Source organism: Sulfitobacter sp. JL08 (genome assembly GCF_003352045.1).
Taxonomy (GTDB): domain Bacteria; phylum Pseudomonadota; class Alphaproteobacteria; order Rhodobacterales; family Rhodobacteraceae; genus JL08.
The window spans coordinates 1733871-1752384 of record NZ_CP025815.1 but is presented as its reverse complement, the minus strand read 5'-3'; the positions used below and the strand labels follow the sequence as shown (position 1 = coordinate 1752384).

The following is an 18514-nucleotide window of genomic DNA, read 5'->3' as shown; positions in this document are numbered from 1 at the left end:
TCCTAACGCAACGTGGCCTTTTAGACGGAGGAGTGCCGCTCGGCCCTCTGTGGTGCGGCAGAGGCATCATCTGCGGCCGCAGACCTGTCGCACTGTTCCGTTTTGGCCTGAAGATGATCAGACCACGCCTGCCTGATAAGGCGCGCCCATTCCTGAAACGGATAGATCAGGATCAGAACCGGGTTCTTGTCGGCAATGCCGCTTTTCAAGGCGCCCATCGGCGCATCGCATTTCCCCGGATTGTAATAGGTGCCGAACATCACATCATAGATCGGCATCACATTGGCAAGGTTCTTGCCATAGGCTTCGGGCACATCGGCATGGTGCCAGCGATGGTAAACCGGCGACGCGATCAGGTATTTTAGCGGGCCGTGTTCGAATTCCAGATCCATGTGAACATATTTGCTGTGCAGGGTGTGGAAAATGATCACGACGGGAATGGCATATGGCATCTGCAACCATGTCAGCAGCAGAATATAGCTGCAGGTCATCAAAAACGCCTCCAGAAAATGAATTCTGTTGGCTTTGAATGCGTTGACATGGGTGTCGGAATGATGCGCCGCGTGGGTCGGCCAGCCCCATTTGGTGTGCATCAACCGGTGGTTCCAATAATCCACAAAGTCCTTGGCCGCCACGCCGATCAGGCAGACGATCCAGAAAGGTGTCGTATCCCAGAACTCCGGATCAAGCGTCGGAATGGACAGGGACTTATAAGCAGATTGCGCCAAGGCATTCAGATCATTCAGAAAGTATATCGCCACAAAAATGTTTGCACCGCCGACAAGAAGCGTGGCAACGGTGTTTTCAGCCGCATGCCTGCTCAGTTCCGATCTCTTTTTGAACCCGAAATACAAGATGAACACTGCGATGAAACACAGAACGATCTCTGATTTCCAGGTCGGATTGGCAAGCCAGTCTATCAGTTCCATAAGCCCTTACCCTTGGAATTGCCCAACAGGGTGCGACCGCAAAACGCCCGCAACGTCCTGACCGTTAAAGCGGTTAAAAGGGGCAGATTTGTGCCGCACACCGGGCGAGAATGTGCAGCGGTGTTGCCTGCATTCGCGCCAGTTGTGGCATGGATATGTCGGGCCCAACGAAAAAGGGCTGCCCCGCAGGACAGCCCCTTGTTTCAAAACCGGTGATCCGGCTTATTCTTCGTCAAGTGCCTCAACCGCCTTTTGCAAAGCGTCCTTGTTCACTTTCTTGTCTTTCACTTCGGCCAGTTCGAACACGTAATCGACAACCTTGTCTTCGAACAGCGGCGCACGCAGTTGCTGTTGCATCTGCTGGTTTTGCTGAACGAATTCAAAAAACTGACGCTCTTGTCCGGGGTACTGGCGCGCCTGGTTCATGATCGCCTGCGTCATTTCCGCGTCGGTCACTTCCACCTCGGCCTTGCGGCCCAGTTCGGCCAGCAGCAGGCCCAGACGCACGCGGCGTTCAGCCAGCTTGGTGTGTTCGTCCGTCGTTTCGATTTCCGGGTGATCGTGGCCTTCCACGTCCGGATTGTCTTCGTGCCACAACTGGTGTGCGATCTGGCCTGCCTCGGCAGTAACCAAAGACGGGGGCAGTTCGAACGAAACAGCCTTGTCCAGTTCGTCAAGCAGGGCGCGTTTCATCACAGCGCGTGCCGCACCGGCGTATTCCGCCTCCAACCGCTCTGCGATCTGTGCTTTCAGCGCGGCCAGATCCTCGGCGCCGAATTTCTTAGCCAGTTCGTCATCGATCTTGGCCGCTGTCGGTTCCTTGACGGCCTTGATCGTGCAATCGAACACGGCTTCTTTCCCGGCCAGATGATCGGCTTGGTATTCCGCGGGGAACGTCACGGTCACCGTTTTTTCTTCACCGGCTTTGACACCGACCAGCTGTTCTTCAAAGCCCGGAATGAACGAATTCGATCCCAGAACCAGCGGGTAATCTTCGGCTGATCCGCCTTCAAAAGCGTCACCGTCGACCTTGCCGACGAAATCCATCACGATCTGGTCGCCGTCCTTGGCTTTGCTGCCTTTCTTGCGATCCTTGAAATCCTGCGCGCTTTCGGCCAGATTTTCCAACGCTTCGTCAACAGCCTTGTCGTCCGCTTTCGCGACCAGCTTTTCCAGTTTGATTTTCTTGAAATCAACTTCGGGAATGTCGGGCAGCGCTTCATAGCTCATGTCGACCAGAACGTCGTCGCCTTCGTTCCAGTTCTCGTTGGTCATTTTGACCTCGGGCTGCAGTGCAGGACGATCGCCGCTGGCATCAAAGTGTTCTTTCATCGCGCCGTCGATCGCTTCCTGCATGGCTTCGCCCAGCACTCGCTGGCCGAACTGCTTTTTCAGCAATGCCATCGGCACTTTGCCCTTGCGAAAGCCCTTCATCTCGACTTCGGGCTGGGCCTCTTTCAGCTTTTCCAGCACCTTCGCGTCCAGCTCGGCACCGGTGACGGTAATGGAATAGGCGCGTTTCAGACCTTCGTTCAGCGTCTCTGTGACCTGCATCAAATGTTCCCCATAGGTTTGTGCGCGCGCGGACCGCACGCCATGCAAATTTGGGGCCTTCTATTGGTCCGCAACAGCCTGCGCAAGGGGCATTGCGCGCTCAACCGGTCTGTTGCGCAAGAAGGCGCAAAAAACCATGGGTTCAGCGCAGCATCTCTTGGCTTCAGAATTTGAAACGTGCGCCAAACAGAACCGACTCTGCATCCCTGAACGAAGCCCCGACCTGACTGTAGGCATAGGACCGATAGCCCAGATACGCCTCCAAGTTCAGGCGGTCGATCTTTTGCACCGCGCCAATTCCGAAACTTTCCGAAGACGATCCGGCCACCAGAAAATCGCTGCCGTCGTAATAATCTACAGAAATCGCCGTTGTACCCGCCCCGATCCAATTGCCGATATAGCCCAGCTTGACGTATCCGTATTTGCCACCTCCGTCGCGACTGCCGGTGGCAAGCGTGCCGTTAAAACCCGAACTGTGCAGCACAGAGACTGATCCGAACGTGTCTTCCTGATTGAACGTATCGCCGTCTCGATAGGAATACGCGATCCCCGCATTCACTTTGAAATCACCCAACGTTTCGTTGTACTTCAGCGCGATGTCTGAAAACGTCGCGTTTATGTTAGGGTCCAGAATTTCCTCGCCATAGGCAGCGGACAGGCTGAATCCGGCAAAGCTGGGTGTGTCATACCGGATCCGGCCGCGCCGCCCGCTGTCCAGATCACTGAATACCGCCCCGATCGCCACGGTAGACAACGCGCCGGCGGATGTTCGGAACAGGTATGCACCCGCCGTATCCGAAATCGACGAATACGTCACCAGCGTCGTACCCGACAGATCGTTTTCGGCCACACCATCCGTCGCCATGCTGCCCTGCCCGACATAAAAAGTACCGTATATCGGTGTTTTCAGGCTGAAATCGACCTTGCGGATATTGGTGCGATCCCAATCGAACTCATCGACCTTGAACAACTGGCTCACCCCGGCCGACCCGCGAAACCCGAACGCGGATTCAAAATTGAACCGAAAGGTATTTTCTCCGTATTGCTGGGTAAAATCCAATCCGAACCGGCTGTTGGAATTCACGTTGTCGACAAGATTGCGATAGCTTTCTACACCGTCATCAAAATACAGAAAGGCCGGATCAAACTGCCCGTAAAACAGCACAGAACCACCACCATCCACGTCATAGCGAAACTCAGCCAGTGCGGAACCGGCGGTTGAGGACAACAAAACAGCGATCAGGGCGGTGGCGGTACGGGGCATCGGAGTGTCCTTTGTTATTGTAATTCTCGGCGCGCCATCCCGGTCGACCGAAACAGCCTATGCGGGAAACGTAACATACCCACCCGTAGCGCGGGAAGTCGCAGTTGTCACATCACTCGGAACAAAGGGGAAGGTGGTGCGGGTGAAGGGCATTGAATTACTATATCTTGGTATCCCATGGGACATGCGATTTTACAAAAAATGCTTAAATACAATAATATAACTGTTTCACCCTATTCCATTGTGCCCCACTATATACCATATATAGAGGTGGATAGCAGGGTGGATAGAAAATGGCTCGACCAAAACACAAGCTTACAAACGCAGAACTGAAGGCCAAACCTCCTGGCAAATACTCGGACGGTGGCGGGCTTTGGTTCCACATGCGGCGGGACGGTGGCTCTCAATGGTTTCTGCGCTATACGATTTTCGGGCGGCGGCACGAGATGGGGCTTGGCGGCTTTCCTGATGTGTCATTGAAAGCCGCGCGTGACGAGGCCGACAAGTGGCATGCGGTTCTGCGCGAAGGCAAGGACGCCATCAAGGAACGTGAGCGCCAGCAGCGCGAAGCTGAAAATAACATGTACATTCTAAGAGACGTCGCGCTTGATGCTTTCGAAAGCCGCAAAGCGGAACTGAAGGGTGACGGTGAGGCTGGGCGTTGGTTTAGCCCGCTCGAGCTACATGTACTACCGAAGCTAGGTAAGATGCCTGTGTCGCAGATCGACCAGCGCGATATTCGCGACACACTGGCCCCCATCTGGCATGAAAAAGCCCATACCGCGCAAAAGGCCATGAACCGTCTGAGCATATGCATGCGCCACGCGGCGGCGCTGGGCTTGGACGTTGACTTACAAGCAACCGACAAGGCCAAGGCGCTTTTAGGCAAACAGCGCCACAAGACGCAGAACGTACCGGCCTTGCACTGGCAGGACGTGCCGCAATTCTATCAAACGCTAACTGATGGTTCCGTAACCCATCTGGCATTGCGTCTTCTCATTCTGACGGCTGTACGTTCACGGCCATTGCGGTTCATGCGCCTAGACCAGATCGAAGGCGACATCTGGACTATCCCGGCAGAAATGATGAAAGGCCGCAAGGACGCCACCAGCGATTTTCGGGTGCCATTGTCGCGGGAGGCGCTGGACGTGATTGAGCAAGCCTCTGCGTTTCAGCGCGACGGGTTCTTGTTCCCAAGCGTTCGCAAGGGCGTGATTTCTGACGCCACAATGTCACGTCTAATGGAACGGCGTGGCATGGCTGAACGTCCGCATGGGTTCCGGTCGTCTTTTCGGGATTGGGTCGCCGAAACCACCAACACGCCGCATGACGTGGCTGAAACCTGCCTTGGGCATACAGTTGGCGGTTCTGTGGAGCGGGCCTATAGGCGTACGGATTTTCTTGAACAGCGGCGCGCGCTGATGGAGCGTTGGGCAAACTGCCTGTTAGGGAATCTCTGAAGAACTTCCCCATTTTGGCTTGATTTGGTATGGTTTCTGCGGATGAGAGAGGAGCCCGCCGATGCCCAAACAGCCTGCCATTCCCGGCCTTGGTGATGCGGTGAAGAAGAAGGTGACGCGCCGCGAGAAGTTCCTGTCGGAGATGGATGCGGTGGTGCCTTGGGGTCGTCTGTTGGCGCTGATCGAGCCGCACTATCCGAAGGTTGGGTCAAAGGGTGGTCGGCCACCGATGCCACTGGAGACGATGCTGCGAGTGTATTTCCTTCAGAGCTGGTACGCGCTGAGCGATCCGATGGCCGAAGAGAGCCTGTATGACAGCGAGGCCATGCGCCGGTTTGCCGGTATCGAGCTTGGCGATGACCGCATCCCCGACGAAACAACGATCCTGAACTTCCGGCACCTGCTGGAGAAGCATCAGCTGACCGAGAAGCTGTTTGCCGAGGTGAATGCCTATCTTGCCGACAAGGGCGTCACGCTGCGCTCTGGCACGTTGGTGGATGCGACGATCATCGATGCGCCGTCCTCGACCAAGAATGAAGCCAAGGCCCGCGATCCCGAGATGTCATCCACCAAGAAGGGTAATGACTGGTACTTCGGCATGAAGGCCCATGTTGGCGTCGATGCAGACAGCGGCATCGTCCACAGCCTGGAGACCACCACTGCCAAGACCCACGATAGCCAGGTCTGGGACGAACTGCTGCACGGCAACGAAACATCCGTCTGGGCGGACAAGGGCTACGTGCATTCCGAACGAGAGGCGGCCTTCACCAAGGATGCAGGCCGGTTCTGGGGCGTGATGCGCAAGGCACCCAAAGGTGGCGAACTGGATCCGCTCGACGTGCAGATCAACCGGATCATCGCAAAGGTCCGGGCCAAGGTTGAGCACCCGTTCCGGATCCTGAAGCGCCAGTTCGGCCACGTGAAGACGCGCTACCGTGGGCTGGCCAAGAACCGGGCGCATCTGTTCACGCTCTTCGCCCTCGGCAACCTGTTCATGACCCGGAGAAAGCTGGCAGCATGAGGCAGAGTCTGCCCAAAAACGCCGAAACCGCCACTCAGGCGGCCGAAACAGCGGGAAAATCGCTGGAAATGGGACGTCTGACGCCCCAAACTACCTTCAAGCCGGCACGGCGGCGAAGCCGAAGGCGTTGATCAGACGTTCCTTAGAAAAACCTAATGTTGTCGTTTGCCTAGATGTTCGTGCAAAATGAGTATTACCGACGATGCACGCAGAACTCTAAGTTTTCTCATTTCCGAAAAAGATATTGGAATCGCCGTAAGCATTGTTCAGAAAATGAGCCATGGCGATCTTTACGCGCTTGGGTGCGAAGTTTGGCGATTACTGCCAAAAAGAGAAAGAGGCCATGGCGTCGAAACTTTCGAAGGCCCGATATTATTCCAAGAGACCAAAACTAGTAGCCAGAGGCATTTGCTAAGCCTTTGGCAAATCGTCAACTCTGAAGCAAGATGTCGGGCAGAACCGCTGCCGCCACCGTTCGAGAAAAGGAATCTCTGAAGAACTTCCCCATTTTGGCGTGATTTGGTATGGTTTCTGCGGATGAGAGAGGAGCCCGCCGATGCCCAAACAGCCTGCCATTCCCGGCCTTGGTGATGCGGTGAAGAAGAAGGTGACGCGCCGCGAGAAGTTCCTGTCGGAGATGGATGCGGTGGTGCCTTGGGGTCGTCTGTTGGCGCTGATCGAGCCGCACTATCCGAAGGTTGGGTCAAAGGGTGGTCGGCCACCGATGCCACTGGAGACGATGCTGCGAGTGTATTTCCTTCAGAGCTGGTACGCGCTGAGCGATCCGATGGCCGAAGAGAGCCTGTATGACAGCGAGGCCATGCGCCGGTTTGCCGGTATCGAGCTTGGCGATGACCGCATCCCCGACGAAACAACGATCCTGAACTTCCGGCACCTGCTGGAGAAGCATCAGCTGACCGAGAAGCTGTTTGCCGAGGTGAATGCCTATCTTGCCGACAAGGGCGTCACGCTGCGCTCTGGCACGTTGGTGGATGCGACGATCATCGATGCGCCGTCCTCGACCAAGAATGAAGCCAAGGCCCGCGATCCCGAGATGTCATCCACCAAGAAGGGTAATGACTGGTACTTCGGCATGAAGGCCCATGTTGGCGTCGATGCAGACAGCGGCATCGTCCACAGCCTGGAGACCACCACTGCCAAGACCCACGATAGCCAGGTCTGGGACGAACTGCTGCACGGCAACGAAACATCCGTCTGGGCGGACAAGGGCTACGTGCATTCCGAACGAGAGGCGGCCTTCACCAAGGATGCAGGCCGGTTCTGGGGCGTGATGCGCAAGGCACCCAAAGGTGGCGAACTGGATCCGCTCGACGTGCAGATCAACCGGATCATCGCAAAGGTCCGGGCCAAGGTTGAGCACCCGTTCCGGATCCTGAAGCGCCAGTTCGGCCACGTGAAGACGCGCTACCGTGGGCTGGCCAAGAACCGGGCGCATCTGTTCACGCTCTTCGCCCTCGGCAACCTGTTCATGACCCGGAGAAAGCTGGCAGCATGAGGCAGAGTCTGCCCAAAAACGCCGAAACCGCCACTCAGGCGGCCGAAACAGCGGGAAAATCGCTGGAAATGGGACGTCTGACGCCCCAAACTACCTTCAAGCCGGCACGGCGGCGAAGCCGAAGGCGTTGATCAGACTTTCCAAAACAATCCCAATTGGGAATCCGCTGAACGAACCGGTAAGTTTGGCAATTCGTGTTCTTAAGGATTGGGGGCTGGATTACGAAGGTTGGGACTCAACATATTTGTACATTGAGCGTGACAGCGGACAAATTCATCAAGTGAAAAAAACGCTCTTTGAAGAATGGCGAAATAATTCTGAACAATATTTAGTATTAGGCCAGACCGAACCCAGCCTAGTTGTTACCAATATTCAAGCTGCCGAAGACATACAAATGGAGTTTCACAATGCCGGGGAACCCGCCCGCAAATTCGTAGTTACAGAACAACTAAGTGTAAGTGACTACAATCTATTTCGTACAAAGCCTTTACGACAACATTTCTTTATTGACAGCTTCGAGTTAAACACTCCGTTTTGGCACGCCCTATATATATTACACCTGTATAACGAAGGTTACATGGCGGAATGGCGCGACGCTATGAAAAGCGTGGCTAGCAAAAAGAGTAGCCGCGGTTTTTTGGGTTCAGCAATTCAAAATATCGCACTCTATGCATTGGAAATCGGTAAGTCTTGCGAGGCTATAGAAAAGAAAAAGTTCGAAGGGGCCGCGTTAACGGGACTCAAGGTTAAATCTGGCCTCCAGGCCGCTGCTGAATCAACCAATTTGCAACATCGCAGTCTTCGTGATGCACGCTTCGAACGATTGGCTAGCTTGATAGATAAGTTTGGATTGGATCAATCCGCACGCATTTGTGAAAAAGAAGGCCTGGGGGGATGGCAGGCGATCAAGAAACAATGGCAGCGCCATAAACAAATTCGGGACACCTAGGCCACTGTCCCGTCCGCATTAATGTACCACGTTGTTTAGCGATACAACATGGAGCACGCTAATGCGCTATCTATCCTTCCGCGACCTTCAGGCCAAACTTGGCGGCAGAGGGCGCACGACCATTTACCGGGACGTTGAATTCGGCCGCTTGCCCAAGCCGGTAAAACTCGGCTCACGCCTTTATTGGAATGAAGCCGAAATCGACGCTGTGCTTAACAAAGGCGCAGCATAAGACCCACCCCACCCAAGCTAGGCGCTTGGGCGTTGGGGCGGGAATATATCTTTCCGGGATACTCCCTCTATATACGCCCTGCGCCTTTTTTGCTCAAGCTAGAAAGGCATCAATAATGAGCAGTAACAATTGGCACTCAGGCAAAACGCAGATTTTCTGGACTTGCAAAGCGTTAATCGACGGGCGCACCATCTCCCATAAGACCGAAATCCGTGAAGTGCGCGGCTGGCGTCTTGGCTCAATTATCCATCGTTTAAAGGCGGAATTACACTGGCCCATTCTGGTCGAATATCGTGGCCCGGATAACATCGCGCACTATTGGTTGAGCAAGGACGCCATAGTCAGCGAATTGCGTTTTCCGCAATCAGCTAAGGCGCTGGGCGTGAAAGGGGATGCGGCACAATGAATTGCAAGCACACAATTTCGCTCCCAAGGGCCGAAAGTCGCACAACGCTATTGGTCGGACAAGAAACCGCTGATTGTTACGGAGCCATTCTCGCTACCTTGGATCACACACACCGCGTTATCGTCTGTAGAGATGGTATCCAATGGATAACCCAACGTCGCAAATCAGGTGGCGCAGACCGGCCTTGGCGGGGCTTGGGCTACTTCCGAACCCGCAAAGCTCTTATCCGAGCGTGCGCCACCTTGTGTGAGCGCGCTGACCCCGGCGCAATGTCCATCCTGCTTGCACTGCCGGACGTTATCGGGGGTGCGCTATAATGACAGATCGCAAGCTACCCGCGCCCCGCGACATACAACAACGCCGCCTCCGGTGGAAATACGGCCTAACCGAAACACAGGCCCGCGTCATTGCGGGTCTGTACTATGGGGAGGAGAAATAATGAACGTCCAGACCACTCCCAAAAACCTCAATGCGATGTCGCGCTACGCTAAGCGCGCGCACAAAGCCGTGGCCCGCGCTATTGGATACGCCCTGACCCTTGGGGATGCATCTTCTTGGGACAAGCTGACCAGTCTTTTGATCTTGCGTCTGTCTGACGCGGAACGCGCGGCACTTGCATATAGTTCTTTGCGTTCTCTCAGCGCCGAACACGCCGCTCTTGTTGTGGAGGCTGCGATATGACCGACGGTGATTTTGATAAATGGGTCGATAGCGGCTGCCCAGCCGACGCGGCGCAATTGGACACTTTGCTGCCCGGTCTGGCAAATCTTGATCCTATTACATACGACCAACAACGCGAGCGTATCGCCAAACAACACAATATTCGCGTCTCGACGCTGGATACCGAGGTACAGAAGTTGCGGCAGCGCGATGTTGTCGGTGATGGCGGCGCTGCGGCCTTCGAAGAGGTCGAGCTTTGGGGTGAGACTGTTGATGGTGCCGCGTTGCTTGGTAATCTGGTGGAAACGGTGGAGCGTTTTTGTATCCTTCCAGAATACGCGGCACCCTTGATGGCATCCTGGATTGTCCACGCCTGGGCGCATGATGCCGCTGATATAAGCCCGGTGTTGGCCTTCACTTCCCCTGAAAAGCGCTGCGGCAAGTCAACGGCGATGGCCGTCGTCCATGCGTTGACGCCAAGGGCTGAGATTGCTGCCAACCTTTCTTCCGCCGTCATGTTCCGCCTGATCGCGAAGCACAAGCCAACCCTGCTGATTGATGAGGCGGACACGTTTCTAGAATCCCGCGAAGAAATGCGCGGGATGATAAACGGGGGGCACAACAAGCAACTGGCCTTTGTCTGGCGCTGCGAGGGCGACGACTTCGAGCCGAAGAAGTTTGATGTCTGGTCGCCCAAGGCGGTGGCAATGATAGGCGATCTGCCGGACACGCTCGAAGACCGGGCGCTAGTGATCCAGCTAAAACGCAAGGAGAGCGGCGAAGCGGTGGAGCGCATGAGGGCAAGCCGGGTTGATGAATTGCTGCCGCTGCGCCGGATGCTGGCGCGCTGGGTGGCTGACAATGAAATCTCATTGGCAAATGCCGACCCCGATGTGCCTGAGCAATTGAACGACCGCGCGCAAGATAATGCGCGTTGCCTTTGTGCCATCGCAGATGTGGCAGCCGGTAATTGGCCGGAAACCATCCGATCCGCGCTCATTGGAATGGCAGCGATGCGCGCCGGAGAAGAGCGGAAATCCAAAGGCGTGATGCTGCTGACGGACATCGGCGACATTCTTGAGCTTTGGAAAGGTGGGCGGATCAAAAGCACTGATCTGGTGGCTGAACTGGTGTCAATTGAGGATGGTCCGTGGGAGGTTTGGCGCGGGGGCGAACCTATCACCTCGCGCATGGTGGCATCGCTTCTGAAGCCTTACGGTGTTCGCCCTGAAAGAGACGCAGGGTCACGCTTCTATGTCGTTGACGACCTACGCACCGCCGTTGCGAGGTACGTCTGATGGCATACCCTCCAAGGCACCTCTCAAAATAGCGTCACAAGCGTCACACCCGTCACGGCTGTTGGCAACCTGGATCACAAGCGTCAGCAAGTGTCACAGAAAACATAATGATTTCAATGACCCATGACGACCGTGACACTTGTGACGCTTATTTCCAGCCCTAAAAGAAAGAAACACTAAGCGTCATTCTAAGTGTCATGCAAGCGTCATTGGCGCGGGCCAGCGCAGAAACGACCGCTTTCAACAGTAGCCGACGTTCGCTGCAATTTGCACGAATGTCGCAGTTGCGGGACTTAGATGCCCTTTACTTCAGCAGGTTTTCAACAATTCCAAAAGTATCCACCTCCGATGAAAGACCATCTGTCACTTAGGATTTCATTATCAACTTTGGCCCACGGAATAAAGTATCCCTTCACGGCGTTTGCAGCCATCGAAGTAGCCAACATTACTGCACCCTGCGCGGTGGATGGCTACGGCGAGGCAATAAGGCATTGAGAAGGACTGCGTGTTTGCAGCTACGAAAATTAGGCGCAATCAATGCCGCATCCAGCATGGAATCTGACATCCCAAGTTAGTTCTTTATTAGAGCTTCCGTTGGCTGATTCGATCCTCAGCTGTGTGATTGTCGCCAGTACTGCGACAATGGCATCTCATCATTTTTATTGTGGCTAAATCTCCAGAGATTCATTGGAATTGTGGCTAAAGTTGGGCAAAAATGGACGGTTTTTGTGTTTATTGCCGCTTTTTTTTCATAACTGTGTTAGTCTCTCAGGGCATCGTGGGTCATTTTCAAATGAAACCAGTGCTTTTATTGAAGAGGAGTTTGAAATGCTTAAGAATTTTTTAGCAGTGTCGTCAATCGCCATTGCATCCTTGGTCGGCGGCACTGCGAGCGCCAGCCCTGTTCCTGCTACTGACAGCGTAGATACAATTCTTTCCCTTGTAATCGACGTCTCGGGCAGCGTTTCGACCAGCGAATACAACCTTCAAATGGGCGGTTATGCGGCTGCATTTAATGATGTAGACATCCAGAACGCAATTTTGAATGGCACACTTGGCAAAATAGCAGTGAACGTTGTTCAGTTCGCAAGCACAGCATCAGAGCGCGTTCAATTCCAAATTTTAGACGATGCCACCTCGATTTCTGCCTTTGCCACAACACTTGGTGCTTTAACACGCTTCGCTAGTAGCAGTACGAGTATTGCGAGCGGTATCACTACTGGTGCAGCCACAATCGAAAGTTGGCTGACTGCAGGAAACACAGCTACGCGAGCTGTTATTGATGTGTCCGGCGACGGGCAGAACAACTTTGGCGGCTCTGTTACTGCTGCGCGTGACGCCGCCCTTGCCGGAAACATTGATGCCATCAATGGTATTTCTATCGGTGGTGGATCCACCCTGCTCGACTACTATAAAGACAATGTAATCGGCGGAACAGATTCGTTTGCGATTGGTGCGGTAGATTTCGCTGCTTTTTCAGCTGGGGTCAAAACCAAACTGAAAGCTGAAATCACGGGTACACCACCAGGCGGCGTGGTCCCCGTTCCTGCGGCTTTACCGCTGTTAGCCGGTGGTTTGGCTCTCTTAGGTTTTGTAGGTCGTCGCCGTCGCAAGACTACCTGAACCAAGTCCAAGCTAATGAGTATTTGAGGAGCCGTTTGCGCGGCTCCTTTTTTGTGGATGGTCACCGCAACACGGGAGTGCAGCGAATACGGTTGGAACTTTGCGCCTAAGTAAAAGTCGCAAATCAGTAACACGCCGGAATGTAGGCGGGTCCACTAAAAGGCGAAGCAAACTAGGCGCTCCCAGCAATCTTTCGACGGTGACTTGCGTATATTCTGACATTCTGAGCTACGCAAATCCCCGTACGACGTTCCAGAACTTTTTAACCCAATTACGCCCCGTTCCCCCATCCCGGATTTCTGGTGGTGGTTTTATCACTGATCAAGTTTATGCGGTTGGTGTTCTTTCTGACGCCAATGGTTCTTTGCCCGAACCCAGCGCCCGCGCTTACGCGCTCCTGGCCTATGGGGAGGCGTCATTGGATGGCCACTAAGCCCTATAAGAAACATAAACGAGGGGCTGGGCGTCACGTCCAGCTTCCCGAATGGCTGCAATCCTCTAAAGCGTGGGCGACACTGAAGCCGGGGCCAAGGGCACTCTATGTGGAACTGAAACGGCGCTACAATGGAGTGAACAACGGGCGTATTCATCTAAGCCACCGTGACGCGGCCAAGGCGCTGAACGCTCAGCCGTTGCTCCTAGCCAGTGCGACGGCTGACAGCCACACCATATCAATTGAGAGGGAAGGCGCTATTCAGCGCCCTTTTCTAATGGGGCGGAACCGGAACAATATAAGACCATATGCTTTTCAAGCAAGCTAACCTCGCTTATGATTTCGACAAAATCTGGAGGTGAGTATGGGAGGGATTGGCAGTGGACAACACTGGCGCTGGAACGCAAAAAACACCACAGCGGACTATCGCTGCATAGACGTTCGGCATTGGGCGCGAAACGGGCAGCTTGAACCAGGAAATCGATTCAGTAGCTATTGGTCTTGCGATGGTGAGACGGTCGCCAGTATCAGCGTGAAGTCTGAACTAGGGCGCGTGCGCCTTATGTACCGTAACAAAAGCTATGGCGACGGTTGGGAAGATTTGGACTACCCGGTGCGCATTTCATCGACGCCATGTCACTATGGCGGACACCGCTATTGGTTCATTTGCCCGGCGCAAGGTTGCGGGCGGCGCGTGGCCAAGCTCTACAGCGGACACTGCTATCAGTTGGCCTACCCTTCGCAGCGTGAAGCAAGCTTTGAGCGCTGCAGAAGGCGCGCAGACAAAATCAGGGAGCGGCTGGGTTGGGCTGATGACCCGGATTTGATGGAAGGCATCAAGCCGAAGGGCATGCACTGGCAAACATATCATCGTCTCGTTGTAGAATTGGATGAATGGGACCGCAAAAGTGATGGAGGTTTTGCTTCTTACATTTCTCAGCGTTTGGGGCGACTTAAACCACTCCAATGGAAACTTTAAGGGTGGACAGCAGGGTGGATAAAGCTCGTAATAAAATGGGAAAAAAAATTTAAAACAATAACTTAGCATGTTTTAATGGTGCGGGTGAAGGGACTCGAACCCCCACGCCAAAGGCGCCAGAACCTAAATCTGGTGCGTCTACCAGTTCCGCCACACCCGCATTGGCGCGGGCATATCAAAGCTTTTGCACGGATGCGAGAGAAAAAGAAGCCCGGACATATCAGGCGGCGCGCGCGCTCCACAAAGCGGCTTCGGCACGGGTTATCAAGGGGCGCGCCGATGTCAGCGGGGCGGCGTGGTTCAGATCGCGATCGGGAAACAGCGCGCGCAATTCGGCGCAGGCGCTGTCTTGCAGGGCAAAAAGCGACGCGGGCCCCGGGTTAAAGCTTTCACTGGGCAGTCCGTCGGAAATCAGCACCTCGTGGCGCTCGCATTGCAGATGGAAATAGGTCGTCTCGGCCACGTCCCACGCGCGGGTAATCGTTGTGCCGTTGATCAGATGGATCGCGGCGGCAAGCACCTGTGGCGCCCCGAACAGCAACTCTGCCTGCGGCCCCTGCACCAGAATACGATGCTGCGGCGATACCATCATGTCGCGCACCGGCATGCCCTGCCCCAGCGCGCCTCTGGCGATCCGCACAGGGCGGAACGCGGGCCGCAACGCCATACGCAGCGAACTGACGCTGACCTGCCCGACCCAGATCAGCGGCTGCGCTCCGTGATCCAGCGTGTGCACCATATCGCCTACCTTCAGGTCTTCGATGCGGGCCAGCCCCGTGGGTGTCGCGATCTTGGTGCCCGGTGTGAAACAGGGCGGCGCGATGCTGCCCGACCCAAGCGGCGGCTGCCCGGTCCTTCGGCGGCCGAAATCACCTCAAGCGCCACGTTGCGCGGCGGGATGACATCGACAAAGGCGATACCTTCGATCGTGGCGTAACTGGGCGAGGAATTGTTCATGTTGACCGCGATGGCGCGATATTCGATCCCTGTATTCGGATCGCGCAATACCATCTGGTATTCGGCCTCTATCGTTGTGTTGTTGCCATAGGTCACACCATCAAAATCCTGCGTGCCCCGCAGCCTTTGATTGCCGTCATTGTCGTCAAAATTATTATCCGATCCACCGTCGCGCACACTGATTTCTTCGAAATTCGAAGATGTCAGCGTAATCGTCAGCCCAACCAGATGCGAACCGTCACCTTGGGTGACGCCATCCAGTTGCCCGCCACCGGATACGGTAACAGACGCTTCCCCCAGCGCCCAGAAATCATAATTTGCCATCGCCTGTAACCTGCCCGGCCTGCGAAATCGTTGTTTTCAGAAACTCTAGAACGGTGCCCCGGCTTTGTCACGTTAACCAATTGTGTCAACTCGGGGGCTGTTGCGCGCCCGGCACACCAAAAAAAGGCGCGACATGATCCCAATGATGACATAAAGTCATGAAAAAACCGAGGCAGACATAGCAGGATACGCCCATGAAACCGAAAACGGTCGGGCGCGTTGGCGGGCATGATCCGCAAACGGGCCAGTTGAACCCTGATCTGACAGCAGCGCAAGGCATTGCGTCAGGCTCCATCGTGATGACGCTTGACGGCGAAATGCCCGTCGAATTCCTCAACAGCGGCGACAGGATCGTGACCCGCGATACCGGCATGTCGGTGATCCGTTCAGTGCGCTCTTTCCAGACAACATGCCGCGCAGTGCGACTGCGGGCCGGATCACTGGGTCACACAAGGCCGGACCGTGATGTTATCCTGTCCGCCGATCAGCATGTCCTGATCCGCGACTGGCGCGCCGAAGCGCTGTTTGGCGGCAAACGGGCGATGGTTCCTGCCAGCCGCCTGATCGACGGAGAGTTCGTGACCGATCTGGGCGAAGTCGACATGCTTCTTTACCAGATCGAATTTGACTCGCCCCATGTGATCTATGTCGATGGCCTGGAACTCTACAGCACCCAGCCCGCCGCCTTGTCCGCAAACGCATCGCCGCGCGCATCGACTGTTCTGGCCAACGCCCGACAGGCCTAAAGCCCAAGATCGCGAAACACCGCAGGCAAGTGTTCGGAAAGATCCTCGGCGATCAATCCGGCGCCGACCTGTCGCGCGCATTCCACATGCAGCCACGCCGCCAGTTGCGCGGCGCGCAGCGGCTCAAACCTGCGCGCCAGCAATCCGGTAGTGAACCCCGCCAGAACATCACCTGACCCCGCCGTGGCCAGCCATGGGGCGGAACGCACGCCAGTTGCAGCATGGATCACACAGTGGCCGTCAGGCGCGGCAATCACCGTATCGGCCCCCTTGAACAGCACCACACACCCGGCGCGCTGTGCCGCCGCACGTGTGGCATCAACCTTGGAATAGGCAGGGCCAGACCGCGCAGGTGCGGCCAGCCTGTCGGCAATATCCGGAAACAGGCGGGTAAATTCACCAGCATGGGGTGTCAGTACACAACCGGCATGCAAGCGGTCCAGCAACGCCGGCGCCTCTGCCATCAGCGTCAACGCGTCGGCATCCAGAACAAGCGCGGGCTTGCGCTCTGCCTCAAGCGCAGCTTGCACCAATGCTTGCCCATGCGCATCCACCCCCAATCCCGGCCCAAGGCACAGCGCATTGATTCGTACATCCTGCAGCACGGCGCCCAGATCCGCGCCATCGGCCACGGGCCGCATCATCAGGGCGGTGATCTGGCTGGCCACTTCGGCCTGCGCGTCGGGCGGAACGCCCAGTGTCACCAGCCCTGCCCCGATCCGCAGCGCACCACGGGCCGCCAGACGGGCGGCGCCGGTCTTTCCCACCCCGCCGGACAGAATGAACGCGTGACCAAAATCATATTTGTGCGGGTGCGCCGGTCCCGCGTCACCCTTGTCCAGATCACGCCACACCGGTTGATCGTCTCCATCTTGCGGCGCAAGAAAAACATACTCGCCCGCGCGCCGTGTCTGATCGGCAAACCCAGGCACCGCGTGGGCAATATCGCGGCTTATGCCAATGTCCTTCACCACCACCTGCCCCGATGCCACCGCACCTTCGGCCAGATAGTGCCCGCGCTTGGGCGCGTGAAACGTCACCGTCAGCGCCGCCCGGCGATATGTCGCCCCGTTCGCGGTCAGGAACCGGCCGCTGTCCAGATCAAGCCCCGACACACAATCGATCGCCACCACATCCGCAACGCGGTCCGCGGCCAAAGCCCGCAATGGCGCACTGTCTTGCACAGGCCGGGTCAACCCGGTGCCAAAAAGCGCATCCACATAGATATCCGGTTCGCCCGGCATCGCAGGCGGAAAATGTGCCACATCAAACGGGTCGATGTCTCCCAGTTCCAGCCATCGCGCGCAATTTTTCCTTGCACTGTCAGGCAGCTTTTCCATGTCGCCCAGCAGGAACACCCGCACCTGCGCCCCCGCTTCCCTCAGCAATCGTGCAACAACGAACCCGTCTCCACCATTATTCCCCGGCCCGCACAGCACAACCGCTTTGAAACCCTGTTCATCTTTTTCCAAATACTTCGGGGAGCGCGAGGGGCTGGCCCCTCGCCCCGCCGCCCCAGGCCATCGCTCGCAAATGGCTTCGAACACGCCGCGCCCGGCGCGCTCCATCAATTCCAGTTCGCTCACATCGCCGCTTTGCATCGCGGCCTGCTCGATCTCGCGCATTTGGGCGGCTGTCAGAAGTTCACTCACCTCGCCGGACCCCACGATTCATTTGTGATTAAAACTTGTGCACGCTGCACAGTATTTGGGCGCATGTCGTCATTTTCCGTTCAGATTCCAGCACCGCTATCTTAACCGATTGCCGCGCCAAAACAGAAGTGGTCTGACGCCGCATGACGCATCTGCGAGGAGACCGGGATGAAAAAAATCGAAGCCATCATCAAACCGTTCAAACTGGACGAAGTAAAAGAAGCCCTGCAAGACGTCGGCGTGCAGGGCTTGTCCGTGATCGAGGTCAAGGGCTTTGGCCGTCAGAAGGGCCACACGGAACTCTATCGCGGCGCCGAATACGTGGTCGATTTCCTGCCCAAGGTGAAGATCGAGGTCGTGCTTGACGATGATCAGGTCGACTCGGCAATCGAGGCGATCGTGGATGCCGCCAAAACCGATAAAATCGGTGACGGCAAAATCTTTGTCTCCCCCGTTGAACAAACCATCCGCATCCGCACCGGTGAAACCGGTTCAGACGCACTTTAATCGC

At 55.9% G+C, this 18514-nt stretch carries 18 protein-coding genes and 1 tRNA gene; 12 read left to right on the top strand and 7 right to left on the bottom strand.

Translation table 11 applies throughout. The annotated features are described in order from the left end of the window. Positions 1–20 precede the first annotated feature (20 nt). The 3 genes from C1J05_RS08710 to C1J05_RS08700 all read right to left on the bottom strand — a co-directional run bounded on the left by C1J05_RS08710 (position 21) and on the right by C1J05_RS08700 (position 3747). Complete coding sequence (locus C1J05_RS08710; RefSeq protein WP_114869908.1) at positions 21–929, bottom strand: sterol desaturase family protein; 909 nt, start codon at positions 927–929, stop codon at positions 21–23. 222 nt (positions 930–1151) lie between these two features. After that, the gene (gene tig, locus C1J05_RS08705) at positions 1152–2483 is read right to left on the bottom strand and encodes a trigger factor (RefSeq protein WP_114872214.1); all 1332 of its coding nucleotides are present in this window, start codon (positions 2481–2483) and stop codon (positions 1152–1154) included. Between the two features lie 163 nt (positions 2484–2646). Continuing rightward, positions 2647–3747, bottom strand: a complete 1101-nt coding sequence (locus C1J05_RS08700) for a porin (protein ID WP_114869907.1) — start codon at positions 3745–3747, stop codon at positions 2647–2649. Positions 3748–4040: 293 nt separating this feature from the next. Between C1J05_RS08700 and C1J05_RS08695 the strand changes: the two genes are divergently transcribed. From C1J05_RS08695 to C1J05_RS08645, 10 genes are all read left to right on the top strand, one after another. Beyond that, positions 4041–5207 carry a tyrosine-type recombinase/integrase gene (locus tag C1J05_RS08695; protein ID WP_114869906.1) on the top strand — a complete coding sequence of 389 codons (1167 nt, stop codon included), beginning with the start codon at positions 4041–4043 and terminating at the stop codon, positions 5205–5207. Positions 5208–5268: 61 nt separating this feature from the next. Beyond that, a complete protein-coding gene (locus tag C1J05_RS08690; RefSeq protein ID WP_114868636.1) occupies positions 5269–6228 on the top strand; it encodes an IS5 family transposase in 960 nt (319 codons plus the stop codon). Between the two features lie 556 nt (positions 6229–6784). Next, a complete protein-coding gene (locus tag C1J05_RS08685) occupies positions 6785–7744 on the top strand; it encodes an IS5 family transposase (RefSeq protein WP_114868636.1) in 960 nt (319 codons plus the stop codon). 127 nt (positions 7745–7871) lie between these two features. Beyond that, the gene (locus tag C1J05_RS08680; RefSeq protein WP_162797969.1) at positions 7872–8693 is read left to right on the top strand and encodes a hypothetical protein; all 822 of its coding nucleotides are present in this window, start codon (positions 7872–7874) and stop codon (positions 8691–8693) included. A gap of 61 nt (positions 8694–8754) precedes the next feature. After that, complete coding sequence (locus C1J05_RS08675; protein ID WP_114869904.1) at positions 8755–8925, top strand: helix-turn-helix transcriptional regulator; 171 nt, start codon at positions 8755–8757, stop codon at positions 8923–8925. A gap of 115 nt (positions 8926–9040) precedes the next feature. Then, the gene (locus C1J05_RS08670) at positions 9041–9331 is read left to right on the top strand and encodes a hypothetical protein (protein ID WP_114869903.1); all 291 of its coding nucleotides are present in this window, start codon (positions 9041–9043) and stop codon (positions 9329–9331) included. 438 nt (positions 9332–9769) lie between these two features. Continuing rightward, entirely contained in the window at positions 9770–10012 is a 243-nt protein-coding gene (locus tag C1J05_RS08665; RefSeq protein WP_114869902.1) for a hypothetical protein, read from the top strand. Beyond that, positions 10009–11289, top strand: a complete 1281-nt coding sequence (locus C1J05_RS08660) for a DUF3631 domain-containing protein (RefSeq protein ID WP_114869901.1) — start codon at positions 10009–10011, stop codon at positions 11287–11289. The genes C1J05_RS08665 and C1J05_RS08660 overlap by 4 nt, the downstream gene beginning before the upstream one ends. 687 nt (positions 11290–11976) lie before the next feature. Then, the gene (locus C1J05_RS08655) at positions 11977–12912 is read left to right on the top strand and encodes a DUF1194 domain-containing protein (protein WP_205389208.1); all 936 of its coding nucleotides are present in this window, start codon (positions 11977–11979) and stop codon (positions 12910–12912) included. 995 nt (positions 12913–13907) lie between these two features. Continuing rightward, entirely contained in the window at positions 13908–14324 is a 417-nt protein-coding gene (locus C1J05_RS08645) for a hypothetical protein (protein ID WP_114869900.1), read from the top strand. Between the two features lie 76 nt (positions 14325–14400). Here the strand turns inward: C1J05_RS08645 and C1J05_RS08640 are convergent. The 3 genes from C1J05_RS08640 to C1J05_RS08630 all read right to left on the bottom strand — a co-directional run bounded on the left by C1J05_RS08640 (position 14401) and on the right by C1J05_RS08630 (position 15605). Further along, positions 14401–14484 (bottom strand) — tRNA-Leu (locus tag C1J05_RS08640). 60 nt (positions 14485–14544) lie between these two features. Next, positions 14545–15078 carry a Hint domain-containing protein gene (locus C1J05_RS08635; protein ID WP_254684789.1) on the bottom strand — a complete coding sequence of 178 codons (534 nt, stop codon included), beginning with the start codon at positions 15076–15078 and terminating at the stop codon, positions 14545–14547. Further along, on the bottom strand, positions 15075–15605 hold the full coding sequence (locus C1J05_RS08630) for a hypothetical protein (RefSeq protein WP_114869898.1): 531 nt from the start codon (positions 15603–15605) through the stop codon (positions 15075–15077). Before C1J05_RS08630 ends, C1J05_RS08635 begins: the two co-directional genes overlap by 4 nt. A gap of 194 nt (positions 15606–15799) precedes the next feature. On the opposite strand from C1J05_RS08630, the gene C1J05_RS08625 reads away from it, so the two are divergent. Beyond that, complete coding sequence (locus C1J05_RS08625; protein WP_114869897.1) at positions 15800–16351, top strand: Hint domain-containing protein; 552 nt, start codon at positions 15800–15802, stop codon at positions 16349–16351. On the opposite strand, the gene C1J05_RS08620 is transcribed toward C1J05_RS08625, so the two are convergent. Then, entirely contained in the window at positions 16348–18003 is a 1656-nt protein-coding gene (locus tag C1J05_RS08620) for an NAD(P)H-hydrate dehydratase (RefSeq protein ID WP_114872212.1), read from the bottom strand. The genes C1J05_RS08625 and C1J05_RS08620 overlap by 4 nt on opposite strands. A 168-nt stretch (positions 18004–18171) precedes the next feature. On the opposite strand from C1J05_RS08620, the gene C1J05_RS08615 reads away from it, so the two are divergent. Beyond that, positions 18172–18510, top strand: coding sequence for a P-II family nitrogen regulator (locus tag C1J05_RS08615; RefSeq protein ID WP_114869896.1), 339 nt, complete (start codon positions 18172–18174; stop codon positions 18508–18510). Positions 18511–18514 lie beyond the last annotated feature (4 nt).

Excerpts from the sequence above, each read along its gene's own strand:
- C1J05_RS08660 (WP_114869901.1), top strand. The coding sequence starts at position 10,009 with ATGACCGACGGTGATTTTGATAAATGGGTCGATAGCGGCTGCCCAGCC.
- C1J05_RS08710 (WP_114869908.1), bottom strand. The coding sequence starts at position 929 with ATGGAACTGATAGACTGGCTTGCCAATCCGACCTGGAAATCAGAGATC.
- tig (WP_114872214.1), bottom strand. The coding sequence starts at position 2,483 with ATGCAGGTCACAGAGACGCTGAACGAAGGTCTGAAACGCGCCTATTCC.
- C1J05_RS08700 (WP_114869907.1), bottom strand. The coding sequence starts at position 3,747 with ATGCCCCGTACCGCCACCGCCCTGATCGCTGTTTTGTTGTCCTCAACC.
- C1J05_RS08625 (WP_114869897.1), top strand. The coding sequence starts at position 15,800 with ATGAAACCGAAAACGGTCGGGCGCGTTGGCGGGCATGATCCGCAAACG.
- C1J05_RS08695 (WP_114869906.1), top strand. The coding sequence starts at position 4,041 with ATGGCTCGACCAAAACACAAGCTTACAAACGCAGAACTGAAGGCCAAA.
- C1J05_RS08685 (WP_114868636.1), top strand. The coding sequence starts at position 6,785 with ATGCCCAAACAGCCTGCCATTCCCGGCCTTGGTGATGCGGTGAAGAAG.
- C1J05_RS08690 (WP_114868636.1), top strand. The coding sequence starts at position 5,269 with ATGCCCAAACAGCCTGCCATTCCCGGCCTTGGTGATGCGGTGAAGAAG.
- C1J05_RS08665 (WP_114869902.1), top strand. The coding sequence starts at position 9,770 with ATGAACGTCCAGACCACTCCCAAAAACCTCAATGCGATGTCGCGCTAC.
- C1J05_RS08615 (WP_114869896.1), top strand. The coding sequence starts at position 18,172 with ATGAAAAAAATCGAAGCCATCATCAAACCGTTCAAACTGGACGAAGTA.
- C1J05_RS08645 (WP_114869900.1), top strand. The coding sequence starts at position 13,908 with ATGTACCGTAACAAAAGCTATGGCGACGGTTGGGAAGATTTGGACTAC.
- C1J05_RS08675 (WP_114869904.1), top strand. The coding sequence starts at position 8,755 with ATGCGCTATCTATCCTTCCGCGACCTTCAGGCCAAACTTGGCGGCAGA.
- C1J05_RS08670 (WP_114869903.1), top strand. The coding sequence starts at position 9,041 with ATGAGCAGTAACAATTGGCACTCAGGCAAAACGCAGATTTTCTGGACT.
- C1J05_RS08630 (WP_114869898.1), bottom strand. The coding sequence starts at position 15,605 with ATGGCAAATTATGATTTCTGGGCGCTGGGGGAAGCGTCTGTTACCGTA.